At 41.3% G+C, this 26,253-nt stretch carries 31 protein-coding genes and 1 other annotated feature; of the genes, 8 read left to right on the forward strand and 23 right to left on the reverse strand.

The genetic code is table 11. The annotated features are described in order from the left end of the window. Nucleotide 1 precedes the first annotated feature (1 nt). Complete coding sequence (locus ABXS78_RS16230; protein WP_366248082.1) at nucleotides 2-1,723, reverse strand: sensor histidine kinase; 1,722 nt, start codon at nucleotides 1,721-1,723, stop codon at nucleotides 2-4. A gap of 265 nt (nucleotides 1,724-1,988) precedes the next feature. On the opposite strand from ABXS78_RS16230, the gene ABXS78_RS16235 reads away from it, so the two are divergent. After that, complete coding sequence (locus ABXS78_RS16235) at nucleotides 1,989-2,882, forward strand: fructose bisphosphate aldolase (protein ID WP_366248083.1); 894 nt, start codon at nucleotides 1,989-1,991, stop codon at nucleotides 2,880-2,882. 80 nt (nucleotides 2,883-2,962) lie between these two features. Here the strand turns inward: ABXS78_RS16235 and ABXS78_RS16240 are convergent, their stop codons facing one another. From ABXS78_RS16240 to ABXS78_RS16295, 12 genes are all read right to left on the reverse strand, one after another. After that, the gene (locus ABXS78_RS16240) at nucleotides 2,963-3,403 is read right to left on the reverse strand and encodes a hypothetical protein (RefSeq protein WP_366248084.1); all 441 of its coding nucleotides are present in this window, start codon (nucleotides 3,401-3,403) and stop codon (nucleotides 2,963-2,965) included. Nucleotides 3,404-3,530: 127 nt separating this feature from the next. Beyond that, complete coding sequence (locus ABXS78_RS16245) at nucleotides 3,531-4,022, reverse strand: MepB family protein (RefSeq protein ID WP_366248085.1); 492 nt, start codon at nucleotides 4,020-4,022, stop codon at nucleotides 3,531-3,533. 138 nt (nucleotides 4,023-4,160) lie between these two features. Then, the gene (locus ABXS78_RS16250; RefSeq protein ID WP_366249961.1) at nucleotides 4,161-4,766 is read right to left on the reverse strand and encodes a Bax inhibitor-1/YccA family protein; all 606 of its coding nucleotides are present in this window, start codon (nucleotides 4,764-4,766) and stop codon (nucleotides 4,161-4,163) included. Between the two features lie 261 nt (nucleotides 4,767-5,027). Beyond that, complete coding sequence (locus ABXS78_RS16255; RefSeq protein WP_366249962.1) at nucleotides 5,028-5,447, reverse strand: DUF600 domain-containing protein; 420 nt, start codon at nucleotides 5,445-5,447, stop codon at nucleotides 5,028-5,030. Nucleotides 5,448-5,503: 56 nt separating this feature from the next. Then, on the reverse strand, nucleotides 5,504-7,243 hold the full coding sequence (locus ABXS78_RS16260) for a DNA/RNA non-specific endonuclease (RefSeq protein WP_366248086.1): 1,740 nt from the start codon (nucleotides 7,241-7,243) through the stop codon (nucleotides 5,504-5,506). A 3-nt stretch (nucleotides 7,244-7,246) separates the two neighbouring features. Continuing rightward, on the reverse strand, nucleotides 7,247-7,555 hold the full coding sequence (locus ABXS78_RS16265; protein WP_366248087.1) for a hypothetical protein: 309 nt from the start codon (nucleotides 7,553-7,555) through the stop codon (nucleotides 7,247-7,249). Continuing rightward, complete coding sequence (locus tag ABXS78_RS16270) at nucleotides 7,556-8,263, reverse strand: DUF5081 family protein (protein ID WP_366248088.1); 708 nt, start codon at nucleotides 8,261-8,263, stop codon at nucleotides 7,556-7,558. Beyond that, a complete protein-coding gene (locus tag ABXS78_RS16275) occupies nucleotides 8,260-8,562 on the reverse strand; it encodes a WXG100 family type VII secretion target (protein WP_366248089.1) in 303 nt (100 codons plus the stop codon). The genes ABXS78_RS16270 and ABXS78_RS16275 overlap by 4 nt, the downstream gene beginning before the upstream one ends. A gap of 3 nt (nucleotides 8,563-8,565) precedes the next feature. Next, the gene (locus ABXS78_RS16280) at nucleotides 8,566-8,967 is read right to left on the reverse strand and encodes a chorismate synthase (RefSeq protein WP_366248090.1); all 402 of its coding nucleotides are present in this window, start codon (nucleotides 8,965-8,967) and stop codon (nucleotides 8,566-8,568) included. A 250-nt stretch (nucleotides 8,968-9,217) separates the two neighbouring features. Further along, nucleotides 9,218-9,586, reverse strand: coding sequence for a hypothetical protein (locus ABXS78_RS16285; RefSeq protein WP_366248091.1), 369 nt, complete (start codon nucleotides 9,584-9,586; stop codon nucleotides 9,218-9,220). A gap of 13 nt (nucleotides 9,587-9,599) precedes the next feature. Further along, nucleotides 9,600-9,884, reverse strand: a complete 285-nt coding sequence (locus tag ABXS78_RS16290) for a YwqI/YxiC family protein (protein ID WP_366248092.1) — start codon at nucleotides 9,882-9,884, stop codon at nucleotides 9,600-9,602. Beyond that, nucleotides 9,881-10,297 carry a DUF5082 family protein gene (locus tag ABXS78_RS16295; protein ID WP_176465630.1) on the reverse strand — a complete coding sequence of 139 codons (417 nt, stop codon included), beginning with the start codon at nucleotides 10,295-10,297 and terminating at the stop codon, nucleotides 9,881-9,883. Before ABXS78_RS16295 ends, ABXS78_RS16290 begins: the two co-directional genes overlap by 4 nt. Before the next feature lie 532 nt (nucleotides 10,298-10,829). Between ABXS78_RS16295 and ABXS78_RS16300 the strand changes: the two genes are divergently transcribed. The 5 genes from ABXS78_RS16300 (at nucleotide 10,830) to ABXS78_RS16320 (ending at nucleotide 14,607) form a co-directional block, all read left to right on the forward strand. After that, nucleotides 10,830-11,108 carry a YwqI/YxiC family protein gene (locus ABXS78_RS16300; RefSeq protein ID WP_366248093.1) on the forward strand — a complete coding sequence of 93 codons (279 nt, stop codon included), beginning with the start codon at nucleotides 10,830-10,832 and terminating at the stop codon, nucleotides 11,106-11,108. A gap of 20 nt (nucleotides 11,109-11,128) precedes the next feature. Beyond that, complete coding sequence (locus ABXS78_RS16305; RefSeq protein ID WP_366248094.1) at nucleotides 11,129-12,667, forward strand: LXG domain-containing protein; 1,539 nt, start codon at nucleotides 11,129-11,131, stop codon at nucleotides 12,665-12,667. After that, nucleotides 12,667-13,305, forward strand: a complete 639-nt coding sequence (locus ABXS78_RS16310) for a DUF443 family protein (RefSeq protein ID WP_366248095.1) — start codon at nucleotides 12,667-12,669, stop codon at nucleotides 13,303-13,305. The genes ABXS78_RS16305 and ABXS78_RS16310 overlap by 1 nt, the downstream gene beginning before the upstream one ends. A gap of 11 nt (nucleotides 13,306-13,316) precedes the next feature. Continuing rightward, the gene (locus ABXS78_RS16315) at nucleotides 13,317-13,613 is read left to right on the forward strand and encodes a DUF4176 domain-containing protein (protein ID WP_366248096.1); all 297 of its coding nucleotides are present in this window, start codon (nucleotides 13,317-13,319) and stop codon (nucleotides 13,611-13,613) included. A 295-nt stretch (nucleotides 13,614-13,908) separates the two neighbouring features. Beyond that, nucleotides 13,909-14,607 (forward strand): DUF443 family protein, encoded by a 699-nt coding sequence (locus tag ABXS78_RS16320; protein ID WP_366248097.1) that lies wholly within the window; start codon nucleotides 13,909-13,911, stop codon nucleotides 14,605-14,607. An 84-nt stretch (nucleotides 14,608-14,691) separates the two neighbouring features. On the opposite strand, the gene ABXS78_RS16325 is transcribed toward ABXS78_RS16320, so the two are convergent. From ABXS78_RS16325 to ABXS78_RS16360, 8 genes are all read right to left on the reverse strand, one after another. Then, on the reverse strand, nucleotides 14,692-15,960 hold the full coding sequence (locus tag ABXS78_RS16325; protein WP_366248098.1) for a cytosine deaminase: 1,269 nt from the start codon (nucleotides 15,958-15,960) through the stop codon (nucleotides 14,692-14,694). Beyond that, nucleotides 15,957-17,231 carry a cytosine permease gene (gene codB / locus ABXS78_RS16330; RefSeq protein ID WP_366248099.1) on the reverse strand — a complete coding sequence of 425 codons (1,275 nt, stop codon included), beginning with the start codon at nucleotides 17,229-17,231 and terminating at the stop codon, nucleotides 15,957-15,959. The genes ABXS78_RS16325 and codB overlap by 4 nt, the downstream gene beginning before the upstream one ends. A gap of 334 nt (nucleotides 17,232-17,565) precedes the next feature. After that, nucleotides 17,566-18,234: an ABC transporter permease gene (locus tag ABXS78_RS16335; RefSeq protein ID WP_366248100.1), complete on the reverse strand. Its 669-nt coding sequence runs from the start codon at nucleotides 18,232-18,234 to the stop codon at nucleotides 17,566-17,568. Between the two features lie 16 nt (nucleotides 18,235-18,250). Beyond that, nucleotides 18,251-19,177 (reverse strand): ABC transporter ATP-binding protein, encoded by a 927-nt coding sequence (locus ABXS78_RS16340; RefSeq protein WP_366248101.1) that lies wholly within the window; start codon nucleotides 19,175-19,177, stop codon nucleotides 18,251-18,253. 57 nt (nucleotides 19,178-19,234) lie between these two features. Then, on the reverse strand, nucleotides 19,235-20,209 hold the full coding sequence (locus tag ABXS78_RS16345) for a sensor histidine kinase (RefSeq protein ID WP_366248102.1): 975 nt from the start codon (nucleotides 20,207-20,209) through the stop codon (nucleotides 19,235-19,237). Continuing rightward, nucleotides 20,206-20,904: a response regulator transcription factor gene (locus tag ABXS78_RS16350; protein ID WP_366248103.1), complete on the reverse strand. Its 699-nt coding sequence runs from the start codon at nucleotides 20,902-20,904 to the stop codon at nucleotides 20,206-20,208. The genes ABXS78_RS16345 and ABXS78_RS16350 overlap by 4 nt, the downstream gene beginning before the upstream one ends. Nucleotides 20,905-21,043: 139 nt before the next feature. Continuing rightward, complete coding sequence (locus ABXS78_RS16355) at nucleotides 21,044-21,592, reverse strand: methyl-accepting chemotaxis protein (RefSeq protein WP_366249963.1); 549 nt, start codon at nucleotides 21,590-21,592, stop codon at nucleotides 21,044-21,046. Beyond that, complete coding sequence (locus ABXS78_RS16360) at nucleotides 21,573-22,379, reverse strand: cache domain-containing protein (protein ID WP_366248104.1); 807 nt, start codon at nucleotides 22,377-22,379, stop codon at nucleotides 21,573-21,575. The genes ABXS78_RS16355 and ABXS78_RS16360 overlap by 20 nt, the downstream gene beginning before the upstream one ends. A gap of 270 nt (nucleotides 22,380-22,649) precedes the next feature. Continuing rightward, nucleotides 22,650-22,865, forward strand: a binding site (T-box leader). A gap of 39 nt (nucleotides 22,866-22,904) precedes the next feature. Here ABXS78_RS16360 and proS point away from each other — a divergent pair. Further along, complete coding sequence (gene proS / locus ABXS78_RS16365; RefSeq protein ID WP_366248105.1) at nucleotides 22,905-24,341, forward strand: proline--tRNA ligase; 1,437 nt, start codon at nucleotides 22,905-22,907, stop codon at nucleotides 24,339-24,341. Nucleotides 24,342-24,416: 75 nt separating this feature from the next. On the opposite strand, the gene ABXS78_RS16370 is transcribed toward proS, so the two are convergent. Then, nucleotides 24,417-24,857, reverse strand: a complete 441-nt coding sequence (locus ABXS78_RS16370) for a GNAT family N-acetyltransferase (RefSeq protein WP_366248106.1) — start codon at nucleotides 24,855-24,857, stop codon at nucleotides 24,417-24,419. A gap of 256 nt (nucleotides 24,858-25,113) precedes the next feature. Here ABXS78_RS16370 and ABXS78_RS16375 point away from each other — a divergent pair, with 256 nt between their 5' ends. Beyond that, entirely contained in the window at nucleotides 25,114-25,413 is a 300-nt protein-coding gene (locus ABXS78_RS16375) for a hypothetical protein (RefSeq protein ID WP_366248107.1), read from the forward strand. A gap of 47 nt (nucleotides 25,414-25,460) precedes the next feature. Here ABXS78_RS16375 and ABXS78_RS16380 read toward each other — a convergent pair whose 3' ends face one another. Continuing rightward, nucleotides 25,461-26,144 carry a hypothetical protein gene (locus ABXS78_RS16380; RefSeq protein ID WP_366248108.1) on the reverse strand — a complete coding sequence of 228 codons (684 nt, stop codon included), beginning with the start codon at nucleotides 26,142-26,144 and terminating at the stop codon, nucleotides 25,461-25,463. Between the last annotated feature and the right edge of the window lie 109 nt (nucleotides 26,145-26,253).

Below are 26,253 nucleotides of genomic sequence, written 5' to 3' on the forward strand. Positions count from 1 at the left end.
GCTACTGACCTCCCTGCTCCTGTGCCGGAATACAAATCGTGACCTCAAACCCTTTTCCGTTCATATTATCAATTTGAAACGCTGCCTTATCGCCATGATGCAGCTGGATACGCTCCGCGATATTTTGCAGCCCTGTTCCGCCAGCAGCTCCCTTGCGCAGCAGACGAATCTCATCGGCGCTCACTGTTGCACCGTAGCTAGCTGCGCTGAATATCAGCAATCCGTCTCTTTCCGTTCCCTTTAGGATAAAGCTGCTTTTGTCTCGCATAGTTTCATAGCTATGCTTGAAGTAATTTTCTACAAGCGGCTGCAGCAGCATGCTTGGTATTCTGTATTCCTGCATATTCTTCTCTACTTGAATAGCAATCGGTAAATCTGCTCCAAAACGTTCTTTTTGCAATGTGATATAGGAGTCAATATAACCAAGCTCCTCCCGCACCGGTACGAGCTGATCGGCCTGCAATGCATATCGCATCATTTTGGATAAGGATACGAGCAACTTGTACACCTCCCGGTCATCAGACCGCAGCGCAACAGCTCCGATGGATTGCAATGCATTGAAGAGGAAATGCGGATTCACTTGTGATTTGAGCATTCTAAGCTGACTCTCTCTTGCCTCTAACTCAAGCCTATATTCACGTGCGATATGGGAATCGATTCGATTCAGCATCTCCTGCATATGCGCAGACAGGTGGCCAATTTCATCCTTACGGTCTGTTTTAAGCTGGACGTTCATCTGACCGCCTTCTATGGATCGTACCTTCTCACTTAATGTAATAATCGGTTTTGTAAACACACGGGAAACGACCAGAACCAGTATGGTCCCCAATAGGACAACGCCGATGCCTAATACGACATTCGTCCAGGCCGTCTCCCTCGCATCACGAAACAGCTCATCCTTTGATGTAACCTTGATCAGCTGCCAGTCAGCTAAAGGCTTGCCCAGCTCCTCCCGAAGGACGATATTTTCTCCCTCCGCAGCTAATTGAGACTCGTCCATATTTGTGCCGATCTGTTGAGAATCTTTGCTGTAGACGATCTCTTCCTTTCCATTCACAAGCAACACCTGTGTCCCTGCTTCTCTTGTGATAGCCTCAAGCAGCCGCGAGAAAGATGATACTTCTATATCAGTCGTCAGGAATCCTAGAAATTCTCCGCTAAGTACGTCTGTTATCCTATGCTGGATCGGCAGCACGATTGTATTGTCCGATTCCGGAACGATCGCTACTTTGTCTTCGTTCACGAGCACATGAGGAGTTTCCAGCATGTATGCTTCCTTCGACTCGTTCATCTCCCTGAAAGGTGAGTGCTCCAGATAATCCGGAGCAGGCTTTGGAGCACCGACATTTGATTGGTAAACCGTCAAAGACTGCTGATCTTGTTGAAAATAAAACCGCAGCTGCCGGATATCCGGTCGTGTCGCCGCATATGTCTCCACACTATTTTCAAAAGCTCGCACATGCTCTGTCGTTTCTGCCAGCATGCCATTCTCCAGTACCTGCTGGACCTCTGGCATATTGAACAAGCTGTAAGGCAGCCGGACCATCTCCTCTGCGTACTGTTCCAAATCTGCCCCGCTCTCATTTAATTCCTCTCGGCTCCTAGCCAAATCCCGCTCCTCGATACTCGATTTGCTATTCTCATAAATAAAAATCACAAAGAGAAAATAAGGCAGAATGATGAATAAGAGCAGCATGATGAATAACCGAGTCCTAATGCTCATGAATGCCTTCCTTCCATACCGTCCGTTGAAATAGTCAAACTTACCCTATAACATGCCCAATCAGCCGTCAATCCAACTTAAGTTACAATCAAAGATCCCGATAAACAGCGAAACATCGTTTTCACTCCCGCATATATGCTTCCACAGCCTGGACATCCCGAAATGGAAACCTTATCAAACATTTAATGTTAAAACACTGGATAAAAGGGAACAGTGAACATGGAGCATTTTTTCAGCTAAAAAACGAATTAAAGGAGTGGCAGATATGAACGACAAGCAATTTGATATCATTAAAAACGGCAAAGGCTTCATCGCAGCATTGGATCAAAGCGGCGGCAGCACACCGAAAGCATTGGCAGAGTACGGCGTATCCGAAGATGCTTATTCAAACGAAGACGAGATGTTCAAGCTCGTCCACGACATGCGCACACGTATCATCACTTCCCCTGCATTCAACAAAGACAAGATTCTAGGAGCTATCCTATTCGAACAGACGATGGATCGGGAAATCGAAGGCAAGTACACAGCTGATTACCTTTGGGAAGAAAAAGGGATTGTTCCATTCCTGAAAGTCGATAAAGGTTTGGCAGAGGAAAAAGACGGCGTTCAGCTGATGAAACCGATCGATAACCTGAACGAAACACTCGGCCGCGCATCCGAACGACATATTTTCGGAACAAAAATGCGTTCGGTCATCAAAGAGCCTAACGTCAGCGGCATCAAAGCGGTCGTCGACCAGCAATTTGAAATCGGAAAAAGCATCATCGCAGCTGGGCTCGTCCCGATAATTGAACCAGAAGTGAATATCCATAGTGAAGATAAAGAAAAGTGCGAAGAGATTCTTCGCGATGAAATCTTCCGCCATCTGAATGATCTATCGGAAGAAGAAAACGTCATGCTCAAGCTCTCCATCCCGACGAAAGCGAACCTATACAAAGAGCTGACCGAGCACCCGCGCGTCGTCCGCGTTGTTGTTCTATCCGGCGGTTATTCCCGTGACGAAGCAAATGAAAAACTGAAGGAAAATGAAGACTTGATAGCCAGCTTCTCCCGCGCATTGGCAGCAGATTTAAACGCAAATCAGTCTGAGGAAGATTTCAATGGAGCATTGAAGGATGCCGTGGATACGATTTATGATGCGTCTGTAAATAAGAAATGATGAAAAGCCGGAGAGCTGACGCTTTCCGGCTTGCTTTACTTTACCCAAACTAAACTATCATACTTGCCCATTACAAGCATTTATATTAACGATTGCACGAGAGCTATCGCCCAATGAAGACACAAGAAAATCAGGAATAAGCTTAACCCTCCTATAAATAAAATTAGTAAGCCCATCTGGTAAGAATTAGGGTTTTTATCAGCAAAATCCTTCTTGATTAGAGATCTAATTAATTTGAATAAAAACCAAATCAATACACAACTAACCGCTAGTACTAACAGAATGTACACAATATCTGTAATTAAATAAATTGCATCCAAAATAGCAGAATTCCAATTATAATAGGAAAACAGGTCATACCCGAATAGATCCAGTATTACTAAAACTGCTATAAGCGGCACCATTATGTATGCAGTTCTGCGTTCTTTTCTTCTGCGCTCTTCCTTATATCTTCGTATACTCTCTTTCTGTTCCTTAGATGGGCCTGGCCTATTTTTCTTTCTTTTTTTGTTTCTTGCCATTATAAACCCTCCATTAATAGGCATTATATATGCAAAAAAATACCATATTACAATATAAATATATCAGGAACAAAAACCGAGATAGAATACGTCCTTTTTCACATTCCAAATACAGTTTTGAGAGCTTTTATTTAAAATACAAATCTTCTAATCTTTCTTGATCTAGGTTATTTGATAAATCGATAAAAAAGTTTTGTTGCCACTTTTGCGTTTGTGCAGCTGTGTTATTTAAATCTCTTTCCCAAGAAGGGTATACTCGTATTGCCATTTTCCCTTTGATAGTTTCATTACTCAAAATTCCTTTTTCTAATAGTTTAGATTTCGGGAATATAAACTGACCCCTCAAATCGTTATCTATTATCGAAATTATAACTTTATCGGGACTTTCCGAAAAACTATAAGGTTGATTCTTATTATTTTCATCTTTTTCCCAAAACACTACAAAGTAGCCTCTTTTTTTAGGTGTTGCTTTGGCTAAACGGCTTCGATATGTTTTGTTCTCAATTTCAATCAACAAGCCTTCGTAGTCTTTATTATGATCTTCTGTAATCACTTTAGTAATTGTAGATTGATTAAAATTGGAAACGATATCTTCTATTAGCATCTTTGATTTTAGCAATTTAATTTCACCTCATTATATGTATACTTTTCAAGATAATTTATACAGACTCTAAACCTGGTGTAAATCAATGCTCCATAGTTCACCTGCCTGCAAAAAAGCCAGAGACGATATAGAATCTCTGGCTTTTTTTCTAATTTAATCCTTCGACATAATGCCGAGGAATCGCAATATATTCATAAACAAGTTGATAAAGTCCAAATACAGATTCAATGCCATTAGCGGAATCATCTCTTCTGTAACATGGTCTCTCGCCATTTGATTAAAATCATACAAGATGTAAAGAGAAAAGACGACAGAACCAATGCCTGAGAAAGCCAATAACGTGGTATCACTATACGGAACAAAAATTCCGATCAAACCTGTAACGATCAACGCAATCAAGGCTACAAATAAGAATCCGCCAAGGAAAGAGAAATCTCTTTTCGATTTAACTCCTACCAGCGCCATTACTCCGAAGATAACAAACGTCGTCGTGAAGGCATACAGGACGATGTTGGCTCCGCCAATGGAAGCATAATAAGCTACTGCCGGATACGTCGTGATACCCGAAATTACAGCAAAGATATAAATGAACGTATAGCTGACAGCCTTCTTCCTTCTAAGCCAGAAGGCAGCAATCAGCATACCTAATTCCACTACGATTAACGGCAGAATAAGCACAGGCGGCACAAAATGACCAGCATAGATTCCGATAGTCGCTAATAATAGCGTCATGAGGAATGTCTGCAGTACCTTCTGCATGATTGTTTTTTGATTTGATAGTGCGTATTCCAAGTTCATCTCTCCAGTTTCTAAAGATATTGTTAAGTTATATACGCAACACTTTAGCAAATGTTTCATTTTCTTCACAATTTTTGTAGAATCATGCGCTAGAGAAATGCATTTAAACTGACTTGGCCCTCTTAAAGAAATAGCAATTGTCTTGGAGCCTACAATTTTAGAACAAATGAAAACCCTGATTAAGAAAATCTCTAATCAAGGTTAATTGGATAGTTAAATTAATTAGGCGCTCTCGGCCCGAACTTTCTCAAGCCAATTTTTGGCAACTGACCCTGCAGTATTGTTAGGATCATTTGTATGGATAAGGTCATATTTATAATTTGCAACAATCTTATTGGCCTGTACATCGTAAATAATCTTAATTTCCGTTGGCATTTCGCGATCGTATTTCTTACATAATTTAATCATTTCTTTAATATCATCGTTTATGATTCTAACAACCGCTTTTTGTCGCTCAACTGACGTATCATATAAGAATTTTTCTTCTCCATCACTTAGCACATCATTTAGTTTGTGTCTTTCTAGAATATGCCCGTTGATATCATAAAAAAAGTCGTTAGAAATAAATCCTTCCTCGTGTGAGCAATATATATATATTTTATTCGCTCTTTCAGAAACATACTCTAAACATATAGAAACCATATCTGCTTGCAAATCACTAAAGAAATCCTCAAATACTTTACTCAATTCGCTCACCCCTAATTTAGTATACTTATTTCCTCGTACTTGCCGTCTACCTCATACTGTACGATAAATTCCGATGGCCGTGTATTCTTTCCATCGTATTTAATCTCAACATCTACTTTCACGGGTTTAGGAGGAATTTCTTTTAAAGCAGCTGCCCACTCATCCTCAAGCTTTTTATACTGCTTTAAGTTAACATCAGATAACTGCGACACCAAATTATCAATCTTAGGTGAACCCCCGAACCTATCACCAGCTAAATGACCTGCATGATCCTGTCCCTTTACTTTACCTAGTGTATTCTTACTGTGAGGTAATCTCTCTTCTCTTGTTGTTAATTGTAATTTTTCCGCCTCGAATTTTGTAATCCTTCCTGAAGCATCTGTTTCATAAAAATAATCGTACTCGCCCGTTTGATATCTAATATTTGGCTTCAGCCTGTTTCTTCTTCCGTTCGTAAACTGTTGCCCTTTTTCTACAACTGTTTTTACATCACTTGCACCGGAATCCCCTGCACCTGTGAGCCTAGAAGGCCCAAGTCGGTTCGCTACTTTTGCTGCACCCTTCTCAAGCTTATTAAAATTACCAGGAGATGCAAGTATTAAACCATTATCTGTTACAGCGCCAACTTGAGGAAACATATTTAATACCCTAGTAATACCCGCATCTCCCATTCGCGCAACTCTAACAGCTTCTTCTCCTAGCTTATTTTTTAGAATGTTTGTAGTATTAGTAACTGTGTGAGTAGCGCTCCTTAATCTTGCCGCAGTCTGCTGACCTGCTGTCTCTACTAATCTCACTACCTTTGACGTTTGATTAGTAATGTTGTCGGCGAGAGAGGAACTAAGTTTTGTCTTATTTAACAAGCTCCCTATATCTACCACCTTGCTTGTCGTACGCGCTGTTCCAGCAAAGCTCGTCACAGCCTTTCCAACAGGCAGAACATCAAGCGGTGCAAGCAAACCCCTCGTCCATCGTTCCGATGTATCCAGCTCCCGGCCTGAAGCCCAGTCCTGACCAGAAATAGCACTTCCCATTTCAACTGTCGCATAAGCCGCTCCTAGTACAGCACCAGCTGGCGGACACACAACAGTTACGCCGACGATGACGACGAGGGCTGCTATATTCACCCAAAATTCTTTTGTAAACTGCCCGTCCTCAATGGACTCATATTCAAAGGCTCGCGTGTTGACGGCAGCAGTGCGATAATCTTCGTAACTGATGTCTTCATCCGGGTTCTGTACTTTCCATTCCTCAAAAGAAGCCTTGATTTGATCGGCATAATAGTTGTCTCCGCTCAGTATATCATCGATGGTGATTTCTGTTTTCTCTGTTTCGTATTCTTGATAGGTACCATAATAAGAGATAGGTATTGTCTCCGTTGCACCAATATGGTTCGAGGTCGTGTAGTTGGAGATGGAAGAATCTCGCACTTTCTGGACAAAGGCATCAATATCTTCATAGAAGGGCTGATCGATTGTATCTTCTACTATATCGCCGACACTTCCACTGTAATCCTCCAGGACTTTAAAGTCCTCGAACAATCGCTGGTATTTATCTTTATCGCTTGTATAAGAGAACGAGACAACTCCGTCGGAATCATACTTCGCTACCTTTTCGCTTGCTTCGTCCAAGTTGTCTGTGATGTCTTTCATCGTATCGATCATGCCTTTGCCCCAGACACCCAGACCGATCAAGTTACGAAGACTATCTTTCGTCTTATCCCATTGGCTGCTTCGGTATTTTACATCCACGTTTTACACCTCCAATGCATCGATGATTTTCAAGGCGATGGCTTCATCTGTCTCGATCATCGTGTTCAGCGTTTCAATCACCAAGGAGGAGATGCGTGCATAGTGATCTTGCAATTCCATGAATTTATCATTCGCTTCAGGATAAGCTTCAATTGCTTCCATCGCTTTTCCTTCTTGATAAAATTTCGTGTTTTTTATAGTCTCGATTGCAGGCACGGCATTCGACTGCAGATCTTCCATAATAGCCATGAGCTGCTTATACATATCCGTGATTTCTATCGGATCAATCGTGATTTTCCCACTAGCCGCCATCTATCTTACCCCCTCTTTCTGTCGATATGGGAAGTCCAATGCATCAAATAATACCTTCATAAACCAATATTGACTTGCATGATAGTACTGCTTCTCTGTCGTATCAATCATAATCAGCTTGTCATGTTCCGAGAGGACAAGCCATTGCTGATAATGGTCCGGGTTGCTTGCGACCTGCGGCTTCACCCGGGGATGGAAAAGTTCTATATTTGCGATATTATTCGTTACACCAAGCTCGTTGATCGCTGCCCTTTCCTCAGCCGGCAGCTCTCGCCGCAGGAAATGTTTTTCTTCTTCGGCAGGCTCACGATTCAGAAGCGGTACTTTCTCGCTAAGCAATTTCAGAACAAGCGGCTTGGCCATCACATAGAGTTTGTACTCCTTCTCCGCTGTCTCTACAAGAATGATTACTTCTTCCGCTTGCTTCTCCCGAAACGCGAACATAAGGTTATTGATCCGCACATATTTTTGGCTGAAGAAGTATTCGTACAACGTTTTAATAATCACAGCACCCGATTTCGTCAGCTTGCCTTCCTCTGTGAAAATGCCTTTCTGAATCAAGCGTTTATGCGCCCGACTCCAAGGTTCTTCTCCCTGCAGCTGATAGATCTTTTTGTCCGGCAGGCCAAATAAAGCCTCCGCATCAAACGCCGCAGCGAGTAAATAGAGCTCGGTCACATGAAAGGTATCCCTATCTGGCTGCGTCATAGGCTCTTCACTTCCTTCACCAAATTATGGTTTTGGAAATCAGATTGGTAGTTCTCTATATTATCCAGCGCTTTCTTCTGCAAAGAGGCGGCATCCTTAAGATCAGCATGATACTGAAGCAGCAGCTCCAAGTAAGCAAGGAAGCTGTCACGTGACTTTCCTTCCCAGTTGGATCCTTGCACGAGCGAAAGCAGGGCTTCTCCTTGTGCATACGTATTATCCAATGATTCCTTCAGCTTTGCTGCCGATGATATCGCTGTTTCCAATTCAGCTTGATCGATCATCACATCCTTTGCCATAGCTTAGTCCTCCTCCGCTTCTTCCATTGCTTTACGCTTATAATGAAGATATCGTTCATATGCCCGATCACTCGCCGTAACGAGCTTACTGCGATATTCCTTCTCGTTATCCAAGTAATCCGTCAGCTTTTTATCAAGCCGCTCCTGCGCTGGTATGAAGTTATTACTCGGAATAGCATCCTCTGCCATACACGGTACACTCCCTTTATAGGAAGAAAAATAAGACTCCGCTTCGCTTACCAGCTTGTCATGTTCTGCTTTCGCTTCTTCCAGCTTGTTGTAAAGCTTAAGGTAGTCGTCTCTTTTTGCTTCCGTAGCTGTCTTAAACCATAAAAACGCCATCTTTTCAGCCCTTTCTGCCTCTTGATTCGAATTCTGAGGTTTCAGCCAATCAGTAAAATACATTTATATCCACTTATCTTCATTCATTCTATTATGAATCGCACCTGTATCAACGACCTACTCTCAAAATGCGTCAAAGCTACTAACAAGAAACATGCAAATTCAAGTCTTTTGTTATACAGAAATTGAAGTAATACAGGAAAAAAGATACAAACATCCAATTAAACAACAAAAGCCAGTGAATATGTACTTCAAAGGTACTCACTGGCATAAGTTATCTACGTTTAAACATCACAAGCAGATTCATATCCTATTATTTTACTTTTATTAATTGGAACCAATTTTTCGAACCATAAATAATACAGACAAAAAAGAGCACAACAGCCACTGCAGCTATTATTGGTGCAATCATGACACCTATAATCAAGCAGACCATGGCAGCTATAAAAAGAAGCAATGCAGTCATATTGATTCTTACCTCCACATTAGCCTCATCTACTACCTCCAGTTCCTTACTGCCAAAGAACCACTGCTTGGCCTTCAGCTTTACAGCCTCATCGCCAAGGCTGATAGTCGTATCCTCATCATTGCCGAGTTTTGCAGTATGCTGCCCATCTACATATAAAGCAACCCTAGCTAATCCACCCATCATACCTGTATTACGTTTCACATGAATCGCCATGCAGTGATCACTCCTATCCTATTGTAAAAGCATCAATAGCTTTAGCCACTGTCTGTTCGAATTTCTCGAGGGAATCCACAGCATCTTGGCTTGCCTCTACATGCTGCACTGCCATGTCCTGATATTCTTTTATAAGACTATTCAGCGATACATTGATATCATTGATTTTCGCCTGGACATCAAGCATCTCCCGGCCGCTGCCTCTATCTAGTTTTCCAGATTCGAAATTAGTCAGGGAATTTTGGAGATTCGTCAATTTCTGCTGAACATGATCTGCTTTTAATCTGATTTCACTCATGACTGCAGCTCCTTCTTCCGATCTGCACGAAGTCGTTCTAATGAATTTTGTTTTGTCGCCATCTGCATCTGACATGAATCGATTTCCGCAATAAGCATGCCCTTCGCCTGCTCTAACGCTTCCAGAACTCGCTGCACCTCATTTTGAGCCACATCTTTAAAGCTAGCCGACAGCTCTCCATTACGGAAAGCATCAAATTTATCTGCAAGCTCTCCCTTCCACGTCTGCGCTGTCAAATCGATATCCTGCCAATATTTCCTGCTTTCTTCATAATCCCCTTGCAGACCTGAGATTTCCGAAATCGCACGTTCAAGGCGCTGCACTTCTTCTTGCTTTTGGAGCACTTGCCCACGCAACCCATTGATTGAACTATTCATACTGCGGATTTGACTATCTATGGAAGCTAAAGACATTCCAATCATCCTCCTTGCTTTGCATCACACCGCACAAAACTTCATCACTACTACAGTAAAGGATTCCCAGAAAAAAATCTGTAAGACTTCTGCCTTGTTTTTCCAAAATACGACCGAATTGTACTGGTAAAAAGGTTGTGGATTTAGGAGACAGCCCATTTAGCTTCGACGCAACTTGAATCTATCGGCGAGGGTATCTATTACAAACTTTTAAAAATTTCATCCATGTTCCTCCTCAATAACTGAAGTACAGCTGTCATAAAGTCAGGACATATGTATAGTATCTGGAATTTCAGTTATGCATCATTTCCCCGTCCAGAACCATTTAAATCAAAATTATGTAATTATTTGGCATATAAATCCAACAAAACGGGTACTCAGATAGCGTAAAAAGCACTGATAAGAGCAAATATAACTATTTCCCTAGACACGATGTGAAAATACCCAAGGAAAAAGGTACTTAATACTCTACAAATTGGAAATTGAATTCGTTAGGGTGAAAATAACAGTTTTTATGGAAAGGAGCCCTTCCATGAGCGGAGAAATTAAAATTAACCAAGCCGAGGCTCAAAAAGGCATCCAAGAAATGAGTGATGCCCTGCAAGCATTGCAAAAACAGCTCGGCGAAACAATGGACGGCATTAAAAATATGCGCATGAGTGATATTTACAACGAAATTAAACAAGAATACGAAAACCTTATCGGTCAGTTCATCACGCTGTTTCAAGATAACATAGCTGTAACAGAGACAGCCGTACAGGAACTAGTCGAACTGGATCGAGAACTTGGCGATAACATTGCTTTAAAATAAACAACTGAGGAGGAAGTACGTTGAAAGAGTTCGCGGTCAAGGAAATTCACAAAGGCACAGAAACGTCCAAGATAGATCTAGACGCGCTTTCTGAACAACTATCAAACCTGCAGCAAAAAGTGAGGAATCTTTATAGCTTAGAAGAAGCTCTAAAAGGAGAAACAGGCAAGGCTATCCGATCTTTTTACAACGAAATCCATACCCCATTCATCACCTTCCTGCTTCAATCCATGGAAAATTACAAAGACAGACTGGATAAGATGAAGAGCGACGTCCAATCCTTCGAACCCAACCACCAGGGTTATATAAGTGAAGGTTTTCTAAACGACGAGCTGCACCCTGGACTTGATCAAGCTAAATCCAAGGTTGCCAGTGTCTCCGAGAACATCAATTCCGTATTATCCGGTGTGGCGGATATTACATATATAACAAAAATCAGTTATTCCGATTTTGAAACAAGTATTGAAGGCGGCAAACGTCAGATAGATGATGTCATTAAGGATCTTAGCGAACTCGACAGCAAACACGCATCAAAGCTGCAGGAAACACAAAGTGATCTGGATAAAATGAAAAAGTATCTGTCCGAATTGACCACCGGATTAAGTAGCGGCACTATATCGATCAGTGAATTCGATATGGCCTCCCTGCAGGATATGAATGCTTATATTAATGTCATTCAGCAAAGTTATGGAAATGGAAATATTGAGATCACGGAGGATAATATTGAGTATCTTCCTATGGCTGCGATTGCTGCTGCAACGAAAAATGCGGAAAAAGGGATGGATGAAGGTCCTCTCACTATCGTACAGAACGCCTACAAGAGCCTCGAGAAAGGTGAAATAACTAGAAAAGAATATAATGATATTCTCTCTACTGCTAGTAATAAAAATGGTTCTGATACAGATAAGACCGATACATTTATTGAATACACCAATAAAAATTGGGATAAGATTGGCCTTGATGTTACCAAGGATGGTGTAGCCAATGGAATTGAACAACTTGGTATATATATAGAAAAATCCGCTCATTCCGATGGTATGAAATTAGTTAGAGATATTTCATCAGGAACAGTGGGAATAACAACTAGAACTGCTAGAGGCAGAGCTAGTCGAATTAACAATAAGTTTGATCTAGGCAGTAAGCTAGCTAGTGGCGGCAAGTTTCTCGGAAAGTATGGACTCCCTGGGGCAACTGCTGTGTATGGTACGTATGAAGATATGAGCAAGAAAGACAAGACTTTTGGTGAGGCAGTTGCTCACAATGGAGCTTCATTTGGTCTGGGAACGGTTACAATGCTTGGAACCGCAGCCCTCGTTTCCAATCCTGGCGGATGGGCTGTATTAGGATCTATAGTCGTAGGTACAGGAGTTTCACATTTATTTAATTATGCTTACGATAACAATATTTGGGGACTTCAAGATGGTTTAGATACTATTGGCGGAAAAATAGATGATGCCTGGAATTCAACTGTAGATTCCGTACAGGAAATAGGAGAAGGTATAAAAGACGGCATAGAATCTTTAAGTAATCCTATGACTTATGTGAGGTGGATGTATTAATGCATGGAGAGATCAGAAGATTAAAGGGAAATTTAAGGTATAGAATATTAAATATCAATGAAGATTATTACTTAATAGACACTGGGGCATCTCCATGGAAAGCTATATCTCCTTTCCTTTTTCTATTATTTAGTAACCCAGGTTATAAGATTGATAAAGAAACCGCCTTACAGCTCTTAACTAATGAAAAAGTTCAAACAAGAAAATTTGCTCAGTACAGCTTGATCCCAGGAGGAATTGCAATTACGTTTTCCGGATTTCTAACATCAATAACAGATCGGATGCACATCAGTAGCACCATTCCAATTAATATTATTATCACTATTATATCATCAGTATTGATCCTTTTAACTTTTGGGTTTATCTTAAAAAAATTAAAACAAAACGTCGAGAATACTATTGACTATAATGAGCTACCAAAGCAAGAGATTAAGATATACATGCCCAAGATATCACATATTACAAAGATTTCATTTTTTAGTCTTTTTTTCATAACTGTTTCGGTCTGTGCTCTGATTATATTTATTCAAAATAATTATCTCTTTGCACTTTTAATTGGATTAGTTATGTTATTATTATTTCTTTTCTTAGGTGGATTAGGACTAGATCATGGTAAATACAAAATAAAATTTAAATAGGAGGAATGGTTATGCTCCCTATTGGATCAATCGTCTATCTTAATGAAGGAACAAGTAAATTAATGATCCTCAACCGCGGCCCCATTATAGAGCTTAACGGGGAACAAAAAATGTTCGATTATTCAGCTTGTGTTTATCCTCAAGGATTGGTTGCTGATAGTGTCCTTTACTTTAATGAAGAAAACATTGATGAAGTAATTTTTGAAGGATTTAAAGATAGTGACGAGGATCGCTTCCATTCCTTATATAAGCAATGGCTTGAGGAAAACGAGATTCAAAAAGGCGTTGTTAGCAGTCCATTGAAATAAAACAACAGACAAAGCATCAAGATTCTTGGTGCTTTATTCTGTTACATCTATTTTCTAATTAGTACTACAATAAAGATCTAAGGTGTTGGTATTATGAGCAGATAATTCATAGTAACAATGTTCTTTATAGGACGGCTATAGACAGTGGTAATTACAAAATAAACATATAGTAGAAGGATCATTTGCCAATTAAGCAATGAACACTTAACGAAAGTGGAATCACCCTATAAAGAAGTTGCAAGGTTTAAGACAATTTCATAAAAGAATGACTCTTCAAACACAAGGAGATCATGATATGAATTCCGAAGTTATTGTCATCTTAAAAAACTTTAGATATAACCTTATAAGGATAGATGAGGATTACTATATCTTGGATAGGGATAAGCCCTACGCACTGGTTTATTTCCTACCTTTCATATACTGGATGCTTCCTAAACGAGCAACAAAAATTAGTGCGCAATCAGCTCAACAACTGCAAACTGTAAGCCTCAATAATACAGATACGGGAGGCTCTAGTTTTGTTTATGCAAGTATTTCCATGACGATTGCCAACTTTTTAGCACCACTTGCTTATATGTTTGAAATTGATGTATCACCAGTATTAGCAGGTTTCATTGTATTTCTGTTGCTATCATCCGCTTTGTATTTCCGCTTTACGGTTAGTAAAATCAGTAAACGCTCCTTGATGAGACAGTTAAGATTACAAGATCATCATGACTACTGCTCAATGTGGATTATACCAAGATCATTAAAGATAATTGCGATGATGCTCTTCATGTGTCCTGTTTTATTATTCATGATTTCTGGTACAATTTATGGCTTTATAAGAGATGGAAGTTTATTCATACTGTTTCTTTCTACCTTTTTCTTTATCCTTTTGCTCTTCATGAATATAGTAACTGTCTTACCCGGTAAGAGTACAATGAGATTCTGGCTTAGAAAAAAGAAAAATACTGAATCCACAATTTTAGATAACGGCAGCAGCAGCCTGTAATATTCTTACTCAAAACATGTTTCTGACTATTTCTAGTCAAATAGAAAAGCCTCCCTTCGCAAACAGCAAAGGGAGACCTTTTCCTTATCTATCAAACGTAACTTTCTCAGAAACTTCACCAAGAGTCAATTTCGTTTCCCTCGGCTTCGTCTCCGCAATAACCTCACCATTCCGTACAGAATAAAGCACTGCAGCTTGCTTCCGAATCGCTTCGTATTCATTCTCTGCTTCCAGAACGATCAGATTAGCTGGCTTTCCTTCTTCAATGCCGTACTTGTCTTCGATATGCAGTGTTCTTGCGCTGTTTGCTGTGATCATGTCGATGCTATTAACAATTTGGTCGTAGCCCATCAGCTGTGTGACGTGGATGCCCATGTGCAGGACTTGCAGCATGTTGCCTGTTCCTAGCGGGTACCATGGGTCAAAGATATCGTCATGCCCAAAGCTGACGTTGATACCTGCTTCTTGGAGCTCTTTCACTCTTGTGATTCCTCTTCGTTTCGGATATGTGTCAAAGCGTCCTTGAAGATGGATGTTGACTAATGGATTGGCTACCATGTTGATATTGGATAGTTTCAGCAGCCGGAATAGCTTTGAAGTGTAGGCATCGTTATAGGAGCCCATAGCTGTTGTATGGCTGGCTGTCACTCGTTCGCCCATGCCATAGCGATGCGCTTCTGCGGCTACTACCTCGACAAAACGAGATTGTTCATCGTCGATTTCATCACAATGGATATCAACGAGACGATCGTATTTTTCCGCTAATTTAAATGCTGTCTGCAAGGACTCCACGCCGTACTCTCTCGTAAACTCGTAATGCGGGATGCCGCCGACAACATCTGCTCCCATGCGGAGTGATTCTTCCAGCAGTTCCTCACCATTTGGATACGATAAAATTCCTTCCTGGGGGAAAGCAACAAGCTGTAAATCAACATAAGATGCCATCTCTTCTTTTACTTCAAGCAATGCCTTTAAAGCTGTTAATTCTGGATCTGTCACATCGACATGCGTACGCACATGCTGGATACCTTGTGCAATCTGCCATTTCAACGCTTGCTTCGCCCGTGTTTTTACATCCTCCAGTGTGAGCAGCTCTTTCCGTTCCGCCCAGCGCTGAATCCCTTCAAACAACGTCCCGCTTTCATTCCAGTTTGGCTCTCCTGCTGTCAGCGTCGTATCCAGGTGGATATGCGGTTCAATAAATGGCGGCAGTACTAGGTTCCCCTGCACATCCATGATTTGCTCGTCTCGGCTTGCTTCGATCGATGGAGCGATTCTTTCAATCTTTCCTTCTGTGATTTGTATTTGCCAGAGGCCTTCTTTATTTCTTAGTTTCGCATTAGTAATAATCATGATTCTGTCACCTTTTCCACATTAAGATTTAGTTTCGCTTCAGCTGCTTTTGCTGTAATGACTGAAAGAACCACATATACTGCTGCCGCACCAATCAATCCGTTCAATGGCGGGATACCAGGCAGAAACTTCGCTGCACCAGCTCCGATCGCCCAGGCGATCATTGCATTCCAGTTCACTGCTTTGAATGTCATCGTTTCAAACGCTGGGTACTTCCCGCGGCGTACGATGAAGTAGTCTGCAATCAATATGGCGCCGATTGGCGGTAATACAGCGCCTAGCGTTGTTAGGAAACCGACAAAGTTGTTGTACAGCCACATCGCCAGAATCGTCCCGACAATACCGTTGAAGATAACCACTTTACTCTTTTTGATTTTCGTAATGTTGGAGATTCCTAATCCGGATGCATAAATCGCACTATCATTCGTCGTCCAGATATTCAGCCCTAGAACGATAATTGCTGGGAAGATAAGTCCTTGCAGGAACATTACTTCGGAAATATCCGATTGACCTGTTATAATCGCGCCGATCGCTCCGAAAAAGAACATAAGTGAGTTACCGACAAAGAAAGCGAAGACTGTTGTTATGACAGCATTTTTCGGTTTGTCAGCGAATCTCGTAAAGTCAGGTGTCAATGTTCCGCCGCTGATAAAGGACCCAACACAAATCGTCAGTGCTGCTGCAATGCTTATTTTCTCTGTTGGCTGATACTGCATAAGTTCACCAAATCCGCCAATAGTATCGACTGCCTCAAGGGCTGAAAACCCTCCAAGCGCAATGATCGACGGTACTGCGATAAAGCTTAGGATTGTCAGAGCTTTCATTCCGAAGAAAGCTGTTGCAGTCATTCCCAACCCCAGAATGATGATCAAAATATACGTATCTATTCCAGTTACTCTGTGAACCGGCACTGCGAACATAGCCGCGCCGACTCCGAACCAGCCCACTTGCGTTGCACTTAGCAGAAAAGAAGATAAGTAGGATCCTTTTTCACCAAAAGCATAACGCGTCAATAAATGCGTAGATAGTCCAGTCTTGGCTGAGATATGGGCAAGCGCCCCTGTATAGAGTCCCAGGATCAAGTTACCTGCTAGAACGATCCAAATAAATTCTGTCATGGACAAGCCTAATCCAAGCGTTCCGCCAGATACCATACTCGCTGAGAAAAATGTAAACCCAAGCATTACCATCATCATCTTCCAAAAACCGCTCCGATATGACCCCGGGACTGGCTGCAATGAAAAATCATGATCAATCTTTTTTTGTTCCATTATTATTCCTCCTGTTTTAGTTAGACTAAAACTGGTACCGAGGAAAAAAGAAAGAGGCTTCCTGCCATCACTGACAGGAAGCCTCTTTAAACATGAGGATATAAGGGTATAGCTATCCCATTACTCCGCATAGTTTCCGAATGTCCTTGTCAGCCTCACGGGACTGAATTAAAGGTACCAGTATCAAATTAAAGATATTATTACAATAATTTCGAGATAAGTCAACAACTTCTCGAAACACTCGTTTAGTAAAGCAGATTTTATATTAAGGAGATTTAATACAAAACGGCATCCCTTTAAGGATGCCGTTCCTATCTTACATCTGCTGCCATACCTAGAAGTCTTTCTTCACTGCCTTACCAATAACAAGATAAGCAATGATGAACCCGATGATACCAAGCACTACCGGCACAGCAGTGAAAGAGAACAAATTCGTGCCATCGCTATTAATCGAAGAAGATAAAATAACAATAATCAAAATTGAAGATGTGATCGTAGCAGGTACGGAATATTTCCTCATTCCGAAAAACAATGGAATAAGCGACATTCCCGCCACTGAAATCCCAGTGACCAACAGATGCCCCGTGTTTTCCCATAGTAGATTGATCGGGAATGAAAACCACAAGATGCCGTATATGTTATTCAGCAGACCGAAAATAATCGATAGCAGAAATACCGATACTAGAAACAATACAAATGTTAATAAGCTTATGACAATCACTTTAGCCATGAGCAATTGCTTCCGACTAACAGGTGTCGTGAACAGGACTGTTATCGTTTTACTCTTAAACTCCTCAATAACCATGTTCGATAGCAGAACCGAGGCATAAATGACAAATGCAGCTACCGCCATAACCTCAATAAACATCATAATTTCATCTGCGCTGGCAATAGAATCAGCGGTTATTTCCGTATCAACTCCAAGCAATAGAAGGATACCAAGTATTCCAGCGTTTATTAAAAGGAATGTCACACCTACCGTTAGGAAGTTCATTCTCTTCATTTCTAACCTCATCAGATTAAGCATGTTTTTTGCTCCCTTCCATACGCTGCATGAAATAGCCTTCCAGTGATAGATTTTTATTGTTGATCTTTCCAATTTCGACGCCATTGCGAACCATCGCCAGTATAATATCATTCTGAGAGATAGCAGGATCGTAGACGTTGATCAGATCCTCTTCTTCTTTCACTTGGAAGTTTTTCGCTTGAAGCTCATGCTCCAATACAAAAGCTGCTTTTGGATAGTCGGATACCGAAAGCTCGATATGCTCTGTGTGATTGCCTCGTATTTCTGCCATGGATGTTTCTTCAATCAACATGCCTTCACGGATAATCCCGATTGTATCGGCAATTTGCTCGATTTCTCCAAGAATGTGACTGGAGATCAAAAGTGTGATACCGTACTGCCTGCTGAGCTTGTAAAACAAGTCCCGCAGCTCCTGCATGCCGATCGGATCCAAGCCATTTACCGGCTCGTCTAAAATCAATAGCTCGGGCTTTGTCACGATGGCTCTCGCAATTCCCAATCTCTGTTTCATTCCAAGCGAAAATTCTCTGACCGGAATGTCTTCCACATTCTTCAAATTCACTAATGCCAACGCCTCCGAGATAGCATCTTTCTTGTAGTAGCCCATGTATTCACAATAGATTTCCAGATTCTTTCTGGCAGATAGCTTATCGTAAAAGATTGGATATTCGATGATACAGCCTATCCGTTTGAGTACTTCATGAGAATTGGCTTGCAGCCTCGTTCCGAGCACCTCTATGTCTCCGCCTGTTGGCTTGATGAGGCTGGTCATCATTTTCATAATGGTTGTTTTCCCTGCTCCATTCGGACCGAGAAATCCATAAATTTCGCCGCGCTTCACATTCATACTGACATTGGAAACAACGTCCTTCCCGCGGTACCCCTTTGTCAGCTGATGCGTTCTGATAGCATATGTCATACGCTAACCCCTTTTCGTTGATTTCCTTCACTTTATCAAAGGAAACTGTCATTCCACTTACGGAATCCTTACGACTTTCTTAAGTTTGCTGTAATCGCTTATTTTGGGCTTCGGGAATGTAAGTGTAAAGGTAGTTTTCGTATTTGGTATACTGGTGAAATGGATTTTCCCCTGCATTTGCTCCGTCAAGCGCTTGGCGATCATCAGCCCAAGACCGCTGCCCTGCGCTGTGGAGGTTCTCGCATCATCCCCTGTGTAAAGCCGCTCGAAGATCCGATCTTTATCAGTTTCCTGAATTCCTTTTCCTTTATCCCACACCTCTATATAGACGTTCTCCTCGTCCTGACGCAAGGTCATCCCAACGGTTTTTCCATCCTTCCCGTAGCGAATGCTATTGGACAATAGATTTTCCAAAATACGTGTAAGCGCAGCCGGATCTGCTTCTATATGTATCGACTCCTCTGGCAAATCAATATGTACAGCAAATCCCTTACTTGTTAACGTATCGTAATAGCCAAGTATCGCTTTGCGGCAAATCTCGTTCAGCTGAATCCGTTCCATTTCCAGCTGCCAATCCTCTGATTCGAGCTTCGCCAGGTCAAAGAAGGTATTGATCAATCCCGCAACCTCCATAACCTTTACTTGAACCTTGCCCAGAAGCACTTCTCTCTCTTGCGCACTAAACTGCTTGTCATGCTGAATCGTCTCTATATATCCAGAAATAACGGTGAGCGGTGTTTTCAAATCATGCGAAACATTCGAAAGCATCCGATTGGTGGATATCCGGAGGCGCGCCAGATCTGCCATGGATTCCTGGTGAAAATCCAGCAAATTATTAATCTCGTTCAGCAAATCGCGCAATCGCTGATCTTCCGTCACGAGCAATAACCGCTCAGCAGAATCCGTTGCAGTAATAGCTTTGAGTTTCACGGTCATATACTGCAATTGCCTGCTCATTTTCTTCTTTGTCCGGAAGTGCAGAAACAGCAAAATACCTATGCACACTACCAAAAAGGCAACAACATAAATCATGTGTTTATCTCCATCTTGTAACCAATGCCCCATATCGTTTTTATATACTTAGGAGCAGACGCATCATCCTCAACCTTCTCCCGCAATCTGCGGATATGGACATTAATGACATTATCATCCCCGTAATAGGCTTCCTTCCACACACTTTCAAACAGCTGTCCTTTTGTGAACACTTGATTTGGACTTGTTGCAAGCAAGCGTAAAATCTGGAATTCCTTTGCTGTCAGATTAACAGGCTCCCCTTTTTTGCTGACAGAGAAGTTATTCAAATCAATACGCAAATCATGCACACTCACGACTTGCTCCTTCTCTTCGTATGGCTGACTATACTGCTTCGACCGCCGCAGTGCCGCCTTCACCCTCGCGGTTAACTCAATGAGCGAAAATGGCTTTGCTATGTAATCATCTGCACCAAACCCAAGCCCCAGCGCCTTATCCACATCACTATCCTTCGCAGACATGATGAGTATCGGCAGCATGCTCTCACGCCTGATCAGCTGCACAATATCCAGCCCGTTATAAGCAGGCAGCATCAAATCAAGAATAATCAGATCTACACTTTCCTGAGCAAACAGATCCAATGCTTCCTGACCATCAAATGCCGTGAAAACCGTATATCCTTCCCTCTTCAAATGAGATGCGACCATCTCATTAATTTGTGTATCATCTTCCACTAGCAGTATGGATTCATTCATTTTTTCACTTCTTTCTCCCGAAATATTACATCTATAAAACCAGTATACGGGAAAAATAGAGGTGATTTTGTTTTATTTCTGATCTTTGACATGGTCCACAAATAAAAAAACAGCCTCCTATATACAGGAGGCTGTTCCTTTAAAATTTAAATTTCGCCAATGCTGCTTGTAAATCCATCGCCATCCCCGAAAGAGCTTCCGACGAAGCAGAAATCTCTTCCATAGCGGCAGATTGCTGCTGTGATGCAGCTGCATTCGTTTCATTGGATTCGGCATTTTCACGTGCCGTCATCTTGACTTTGTCCATTACTCCTACAATGCTATTACTTCCGGCTGAGACTCCTTTAATTGTTTGAGAGACTTCCTGGACGTTGTTTGTCACTTGATCAATTGCTTGTTTGATGGACTGGAATGATTCATTAACGTTTTCTGTTTTTCGGATGCCTTCTTCCACATTTTCTGCACCGTACTGCATGGCTGAAACAGCTTTATCTGTTTCAGTTTGGATATCCGAAATGAGAGAAGCAATCAGCTGTGTAGAATTAGCCGATTGCTCAGCTAGTTTTCTTACTTCATCCGCAACAACAGCAAAGCCTTTGCCTTGCTCACCAGCTCTAGCGGCTTCAATTGCCGCATTCAGCGCCAGTAGATTCGTTTGATTTGAAATATCACTGATCAGATGTCTCAGCGATTGTTTTCATAACATCTGACAGGTTCTCTCGCATCTCACTTAGATTCATTGTCAGCTGTCCAATTTCATCGTTTGAAGAATCCTCAACAACGTCAGAAAAATCACCTTTACCTGCATTATGCATGGCCTGAGAGATGCGACCCAGTCTTTTCTTAATACCTCGGGTGAAGAACAATACCACCACGATGGCTAAAATCACAACGATGACCAAGACTGCAATAAATATTTTTGTGAAGTCAGCAATACTTGATGCAACCATGCTATCCGAAGCCCCGACATACCATATGCCAACAACTTCTCCCCGGTCATTTTTTATTGGTGAATAAGCTGTCTGGTAACTGTTCCCGACTACCTCAGCTTCCCCATAATAGTTTTCTTCCTTCTCAATAACAGCTTGTTTAACTGCATCTGAAACCTGTGTTCCGACAGCGCGTTCTCCATCGGTCATTACATTCGTAGCAATACGAGTATCCTGTTGAAAGATCGTTACAGTATCCCCTGTCAATTCCCCTATCTCGTCTACCAAATCATAGTTATCGTTCATTTTGGTTTCACCTTTGTACAAGGCACCATCCCTGATTTCCCAGGAACCAGGATGAACCGCATTGATATACTCTTCGGCCAGCCGCAGATCTGATTTTGCTTTTTCTAATGCAATACCTTTCATTCCGTGTGTCATATTATTCATGACCACATAAGAGATAATTCCAGCGAATAGTAGAACAACTGTTAGCACAAGTAAATTTATTTTTGTGCCAAGCTTAAGACGATTGATGACTCTCATTCGTCACCCTCCTGATGTTTTCTAACCACTACTATCGTGAAATTAGCTGCAAATGTGGTTATGACGCACTTTCCCGTTTACAGTGGCTTATCATATATCGGCTATATTTTTCAGAATTAAAATTGTAAATTGTGGGATTGGTAGAAAATAGATTTATTTTCCATACCCCCCCTTATAAATGCGCTTACGCATCCTATAACCCATCAAATTTTTAGGTGATTATATGTTATTGAATTCTCGCTGACAACTTGCTATATTAAATTAATAAATAAGCAATCAATGATGTGACCAAGTAAATAAGGATTGTGAACCAGAAAATATAGCCTTGGCTGAGAGCTATATCACCCCTTCTTATTGAAACCTGCCACGGAGATGTTAGATAAAAACTAACCGAGTCGTTTCGTTACAAACGTAAAGGACTTAATACCTTATATTAAGTTGAACTAAGGTGGTACCACGTCTGTTAAGCATAGAGACGTCCTTTCTGGACTCTCTATGCTTTTTATATTTAAAGGAGGAAAAACAATGTCCCAAAAGACAAACGATTTTACAAAATGGTATATTGATACGATTCAAAAAGCTGATTTAATTGATTACACGCCAGTACGCGGCAGTATCGCATTCAAGCCGGATGGCTATGAAATCTGGGAGCATATTAAAGAAGAAATGGATAAGCGATTTAAGGAGACTGGTCACCGTAATGCCTATTTCCCTATGCTAATTCCTGAATCTTTCTTCCAAAAGGAAAAGGATCATATTGAAGGCTTCTCTCCGGAGCTTCCTTGGGTGACTGAAGCTGCTGGTGAACAGTTAGAAGAGCGTCTGGCATTGCGTCCGACATCGGAAACGATGATTGGCCATTTGTACTCTAACTGGATTAAGAGCTATCGTGATCTTCCTGTACTAATCAATCAGTGGGCGAATGTATTCCGCTGGGAGAAGAAAACTCTTCCATTCATTCGCACATCTGAATTCCTATGGCAGGAAGGTCATACGGCTCACGTGGATGAAAAAGATGCACGTAAAGAAACGATGCAAATGCTCAGCATCTACAAACAAGTCGTGGAAGAATTGCTCGCAATTCCTGTTTACGATGGACAAAAAACACCATCTGAGCGCTTCGCTGGTGCAGTAGACACCTTCTCCATCGAAGCAATGATGAAAGATGGTAAAGCCGTACAAGCTGGTACCTCTCACTACTTAGGAACAAAATTTGCGGAAGCATTTGATATCAAATATCTGAACAAAGAGAACAAGCACACGCACGTGCATACAACATCATGGGGTACATCCACACGTCTAATTGGTTCCGTCATCATGGTTCATGGCGACGAGCAAGGACTTGTTTTGCCACCGAGAATCGCACCGACGCAAGTTGTGTTGATTCCAGTCGGTCCATGGAAGAAGAACCCTGCAATTATGGAGAAGTTAGACGAAATATTTGCAGCTCTTAAAGCACAGGGCATCCGCGTTCGCCTTGATGATTCAGACCAATCTCCTGGTTTCAAATTCAATGAATGGGAGCTAAAAGGTGTCCCTGTACGAATTGAACTAGGACCACGTGATTTGGAGAATAATCAAGCTCTGATGAAAGCTCGCGATGCAGATGAAAAAGCAGCCGTAGCTTTAGAATCTGTAGTCGGGAACATCCAAAAAGAACTTGAAACGATGCAAACTCGACTATTCGAGAAAGCAAAAGCATTCCGCGCAGAGCACTCCCATACGCATATCGATACTATGGAACAACTGAAGCAGCATCTGGCAGAGTCCGAACAAAACGGCCAAATTCCTGGCTGGGTTCTAGCAGGCTGGTGCGGAGACGATGCTTGCGAGGAAGGCGTAAAAGAAGAAACGAAATTCACTACACGGAATATTCCGTTTGACCCGCCAGCAACTAAAAACACTTGCCTGCATTGCGGCAAGGAAGCAAAACATACAGTTTGGTTTGCTCGGGCATATTGATTTCTAAATTAAAAATGGATTGATCCAAGTGATCAATCCATTTTTTATACTTCACCATTCATAATGGATGCGGGACTAGTATCGTTTCTCCATCAAAAGACTTACCTTCCCTTCACGCACTTTCATTTCATACGGCGTATAGCCCATCTTTCCCCAAAAACAAACAGCTGATTTATTCCTTTTATATACCGCAAGCCGACACTTGTTCGTTTGCCGGCGCAACATACTTTCAAAATAATCATAAGCTTGCTTTGAGATATTCGAGCCCTGGAACTTCTTATGAATGACAAATGACTCTATCCAAGGTGTATTATCTAAAGGATTTTTCATCGTAAAATCGACGATCCCAATATACTTATGGTCATTTTTGATGAGCATACGTCTCATTTTATAGGATTGCGCCTTAGCAAATGTCGTTTCTATATCTGCTAAAGTAATTGATTTTCTATTTCTGGTTACTAGATTGTATTCCGGATTTGAATTCATTATTGCAAGTTCTATAAACATCTTATTCATGTCGTTTTTCTCTAGACTAAGCATAATAGTGATTAGTAGAACCTCTCTTTTGTTTGTTAGCTTATTTTTATATAAGCTACAACATCAACGTGTTTTTTACGTGTCCTTTACAAAGTGTTCATTGCAAAAGTGCATCCCAAGGACTCATTACCCAAAAACCTCTTCAAGGATTATAATCAAGTTTTGATGAAAGCTTGCGATGCAATGAAAAAGCAGCCGTAGCTTTAGATTCTAGTCGAGAACATTCAGAAAGAACTTGAAACGATGCAAACGACTATTCGAGAAAGCAAAAGCATTCCGCGCAGAGCACCCCCATACGCACATCGATGCAATGCATCAGTTAAAACAGCATCTGGCTGAGTCCGAACAAAGCGCCCAAATTCCTGGCTGGGTTCTAGCAGGCTGGTGCGGAGATGATGCTTGTGAGGAAGGCGTAAAAGAAGAAACGAAATTCACGACACGGAACATTCTGTGCGACCCGCCCAAAACTAAAAACACTTGCCTGCATTGCGGCAAGGAAGCAAAACATATAGTTTGGTTTGCTCGTGCATATTGATTTCAGCAAAAAAGGAATGATCTAATTTAGATCATTCCTTTTTTCTCTTAAGTGCCGAGCGTCATTTTCCGTAATTTAAGCTGACTAACTAAGGAAGTAATTAATGTATCCAATGGATTAATAATAGGACTAGAAGTCTTATTCTCAACTTCCTTAGCTGCATCCACCATAGATAATTGGGCAACGGAGATGACCTTACCTTCCTTAATGATAGTGCTGATAAACTCGAAAATCTCTCTATCATATTCCTGTTTCAAACCCTGCATTATCAACTTAAAAGTATCGTTTAGGACGATTACATCAATATCTAATGTTTTTTGATGATGTTCAGCATAGCGACTGAGACGTTCCATCGTACCTTTCACAGTAGCGGGATTAGTAAAAAGGATCGTCTGAGGATGTTTCACATTACTAATGATTTCAAAATAGGGTTCATCAATTTTGAATATTGGTACTGATATTGATAGCTGTTCTTCCTGTAAGAGTGCAATATAGTTTGTACAAGTAATGAGAATACCATCTACATTACATTGGGCAATCCATTCCAATTGCTCTTTCACTTTAATTTGAGCGTCCATTGATTTGAAATTATTATCGAATGTGACTCGATGCATTAAAGCAGGATCAACAAAATGGATTAATTCAACGTCATATGCAGCAAGTGCATTTTCCATATAATCAATATTTGAATAATGCGCGTGTAAACATCCTAACTTCCTTTTCAAATCCATCCCACCCCTCATTTATTTGAATCATTCTACCAATAGCCTTATAGAAATGTCTATGAACATAATTTTGAAAACTATTACCCGCCCTTCCCTTTTCTTTAATCCACACTAT

The organism is Terribacillus aidingensis, assembly GCF_040703035.1.
GTDB lineage: Bacteria > Bacillota > Bacilli > Bacillales > Amphibacillaceae > Terribacillus.

Bases quoted from the DNA above. Each gene is read 5' to 3' on its own strand.
- ABXS78_RS16230 (WP_366248082.1), bottom strand. From the start codon at position 1,723: ATGAGCATTAGGACTCGGTTATTCATCATGCTGCTCTTATTCATCATT.
- ABXS78_RS16235 (WP_366248083.1), top strand. From the start codon at position 1,989: ATGAACGACAAGCAATTTGATATCATTAAAAACGGCAAAGGCTTCATC.
- ABXS78_RS16240 (WP_366248084.1), bottom strand. From the start codon at position 3,403: ATGGCAAGAAACAAAAAAAGAAAGAAAAATAGGCCAGGCCCATCTAAG.
- ABXS78_RS16250 (WP_366249961.1), bottom strand. From the start codon at position 4,766: ATGCAGAAGGTACTGCAGACATTCCTCATGACGCTATTATTAGCGACT.
- ABXS78_RS16255 (WP_366249962.1), bottom strand. From the start codon at position 5,447: ATGGTTTCTATATGTTTAGAGTATGTTTCTGAAAGAGCGAATAAAATA.
- ABXS78_RS16265 (WP_366248087.1), bottom strand. From the start codon at position 7,555: ATGGCGGCTAGTGGGAAAATCACGATTGATCCGATAGAAATCACGGAT.
- ABXS78_RS16270 (WP_366248088.1), bottom strand. From the start codon at position 8,263: ATGACGCAGCCAGATAGGGATACCTTTCATGTGACCGAGCTCTATTTA.
- ABXS78_RS16275 (WP_366248089.1), bottom strand. From the start codon at position 8,562: ATGGCAAAGGATGTGATGATCGATCAAGCTGAATTGGAAACAGCGATA.
- ABXS78_RS16280 (WP_366248090.1), bottom strand. From the start codon at position 8,967: ATGTATTTTACTGATTGGCTGAAACCTCAGAATTCGAATCAAGAGGCA.
- ABXS78_RS16285 (WP_366248091.1), bottom strand. From the start codon at position 9,586: ATGGCGATTCATGTGAAACGTAATACAGGTATGATGGGTGGATTAGCT.
- ABXS78_RS16290 (WP_366248092.1), bottom strand. From the start codon at position 9,884: ATGAGTGAAATCAGATTAAAAGCAGATCATGTTCAGCAGAAATTGACG.
- ABXS78_RS16295 (WP_176465630.1), bottom strand. From the start codon at position 10,297: ATGTCTTTAGCTTCCATAGATAGTCAAATCCGCAGTATGAATAGTTCA.
- ABXS78_RS16300 (WP_366248093.1), top strand. From the start codon at position 10,830: ATGAGCGGAGAAATTAAAATTAACCAAGCCGAGGCTCAAAAAGGCATC.
- ABXS78_RS16310 (WP_366248095.1), top strand. From the start codon at position 12,667: ATGCATGGAGAGATCAGAAGATTAAAGGGAAATTTAAGGTATAGAATA.
- ABXS78_RS16315 (WP_366248096.1), top strand. From the start codon at position 13,317: ATGCTCCCTATTGGATCAATCGTCTATCTTAATGAAGGAACAAGTAAA.
- ABXS78_RS16320 (WP_366248097.1), top strand. From the start codon at position 13,909: ATGAATTCCGAAGTTATTGTCATCTTAAAAAACTTTAGATATAACCTT.
- ABXS78_RS16325 (WP_366248098.1), bottom strand. From the start codon at position 15,960: ATGATTATTACTAATGCGAAACTAAGAAATAAAGAAGGCCTCTGGCAA.
- codB (WP_366248099.1), bottom strand. From the start codon at position 17,231: ATGGAACAAAAAAAGATTGATCATGATTTTTCATTGCAGCCAGTCCCG.
- ABXS78_RS16335 (WP_366248100.1), bottom strand. From the start codon at position 18,234: ATGAAGAGAATGAACTTCCTAACGGTAGGTGTGACATTCCTTTTAATA.
- ABXS78_RS16340 (WP_366248101.1), bottom strand. From the start codon at position 19,177: ATGACATATGCTATCAGAACGCATCAGCTGACAAAGGGGTACCGCGGG.
- ABXS78_RS16345 (WP_366248102.1), bottom strand. From the start codon at position 20,209: ATGATTTATGTTGTTGCCTTTTTGGTAGTGTGCATAGGTATTTTGCTG.
- ABXS78_RS16350 (WP_366248103.1), bottom strand. From the start codon at position 20,904: ATGAATGAATCCATACTGCTAGTGGAAGATGATACACAAATTAATGAG.
- ABXS78_RS16360 (WP_366248104.1), bottom strand. From the start codon at position 22,379: ATGAGAGTCATCAATCGTCTTAAGCTTGGCACAAAAATAAATTTACTT.
- proS (WP_366248105.1), top strand. From the start codon at position 22,905: ATGTCCCAAAAGACAAACGATTTTACAAAATGGTATATTGATACGATT.
- ABXS78_RS16370 (WP_366248106.1), bottom strand. From the start codon at position 24,857: ATGAATAAGATGTTTATAGAACTTGCAATAATGAATTCAAATCCGGAA.
- ABXS78_RS16380 (WP_366248108.1), bottom strand. From the start codon at position 26,144: ATGGATTTGAAAAGGAAGTTAGGATGTTTACACGCGCATTATTCAAAT.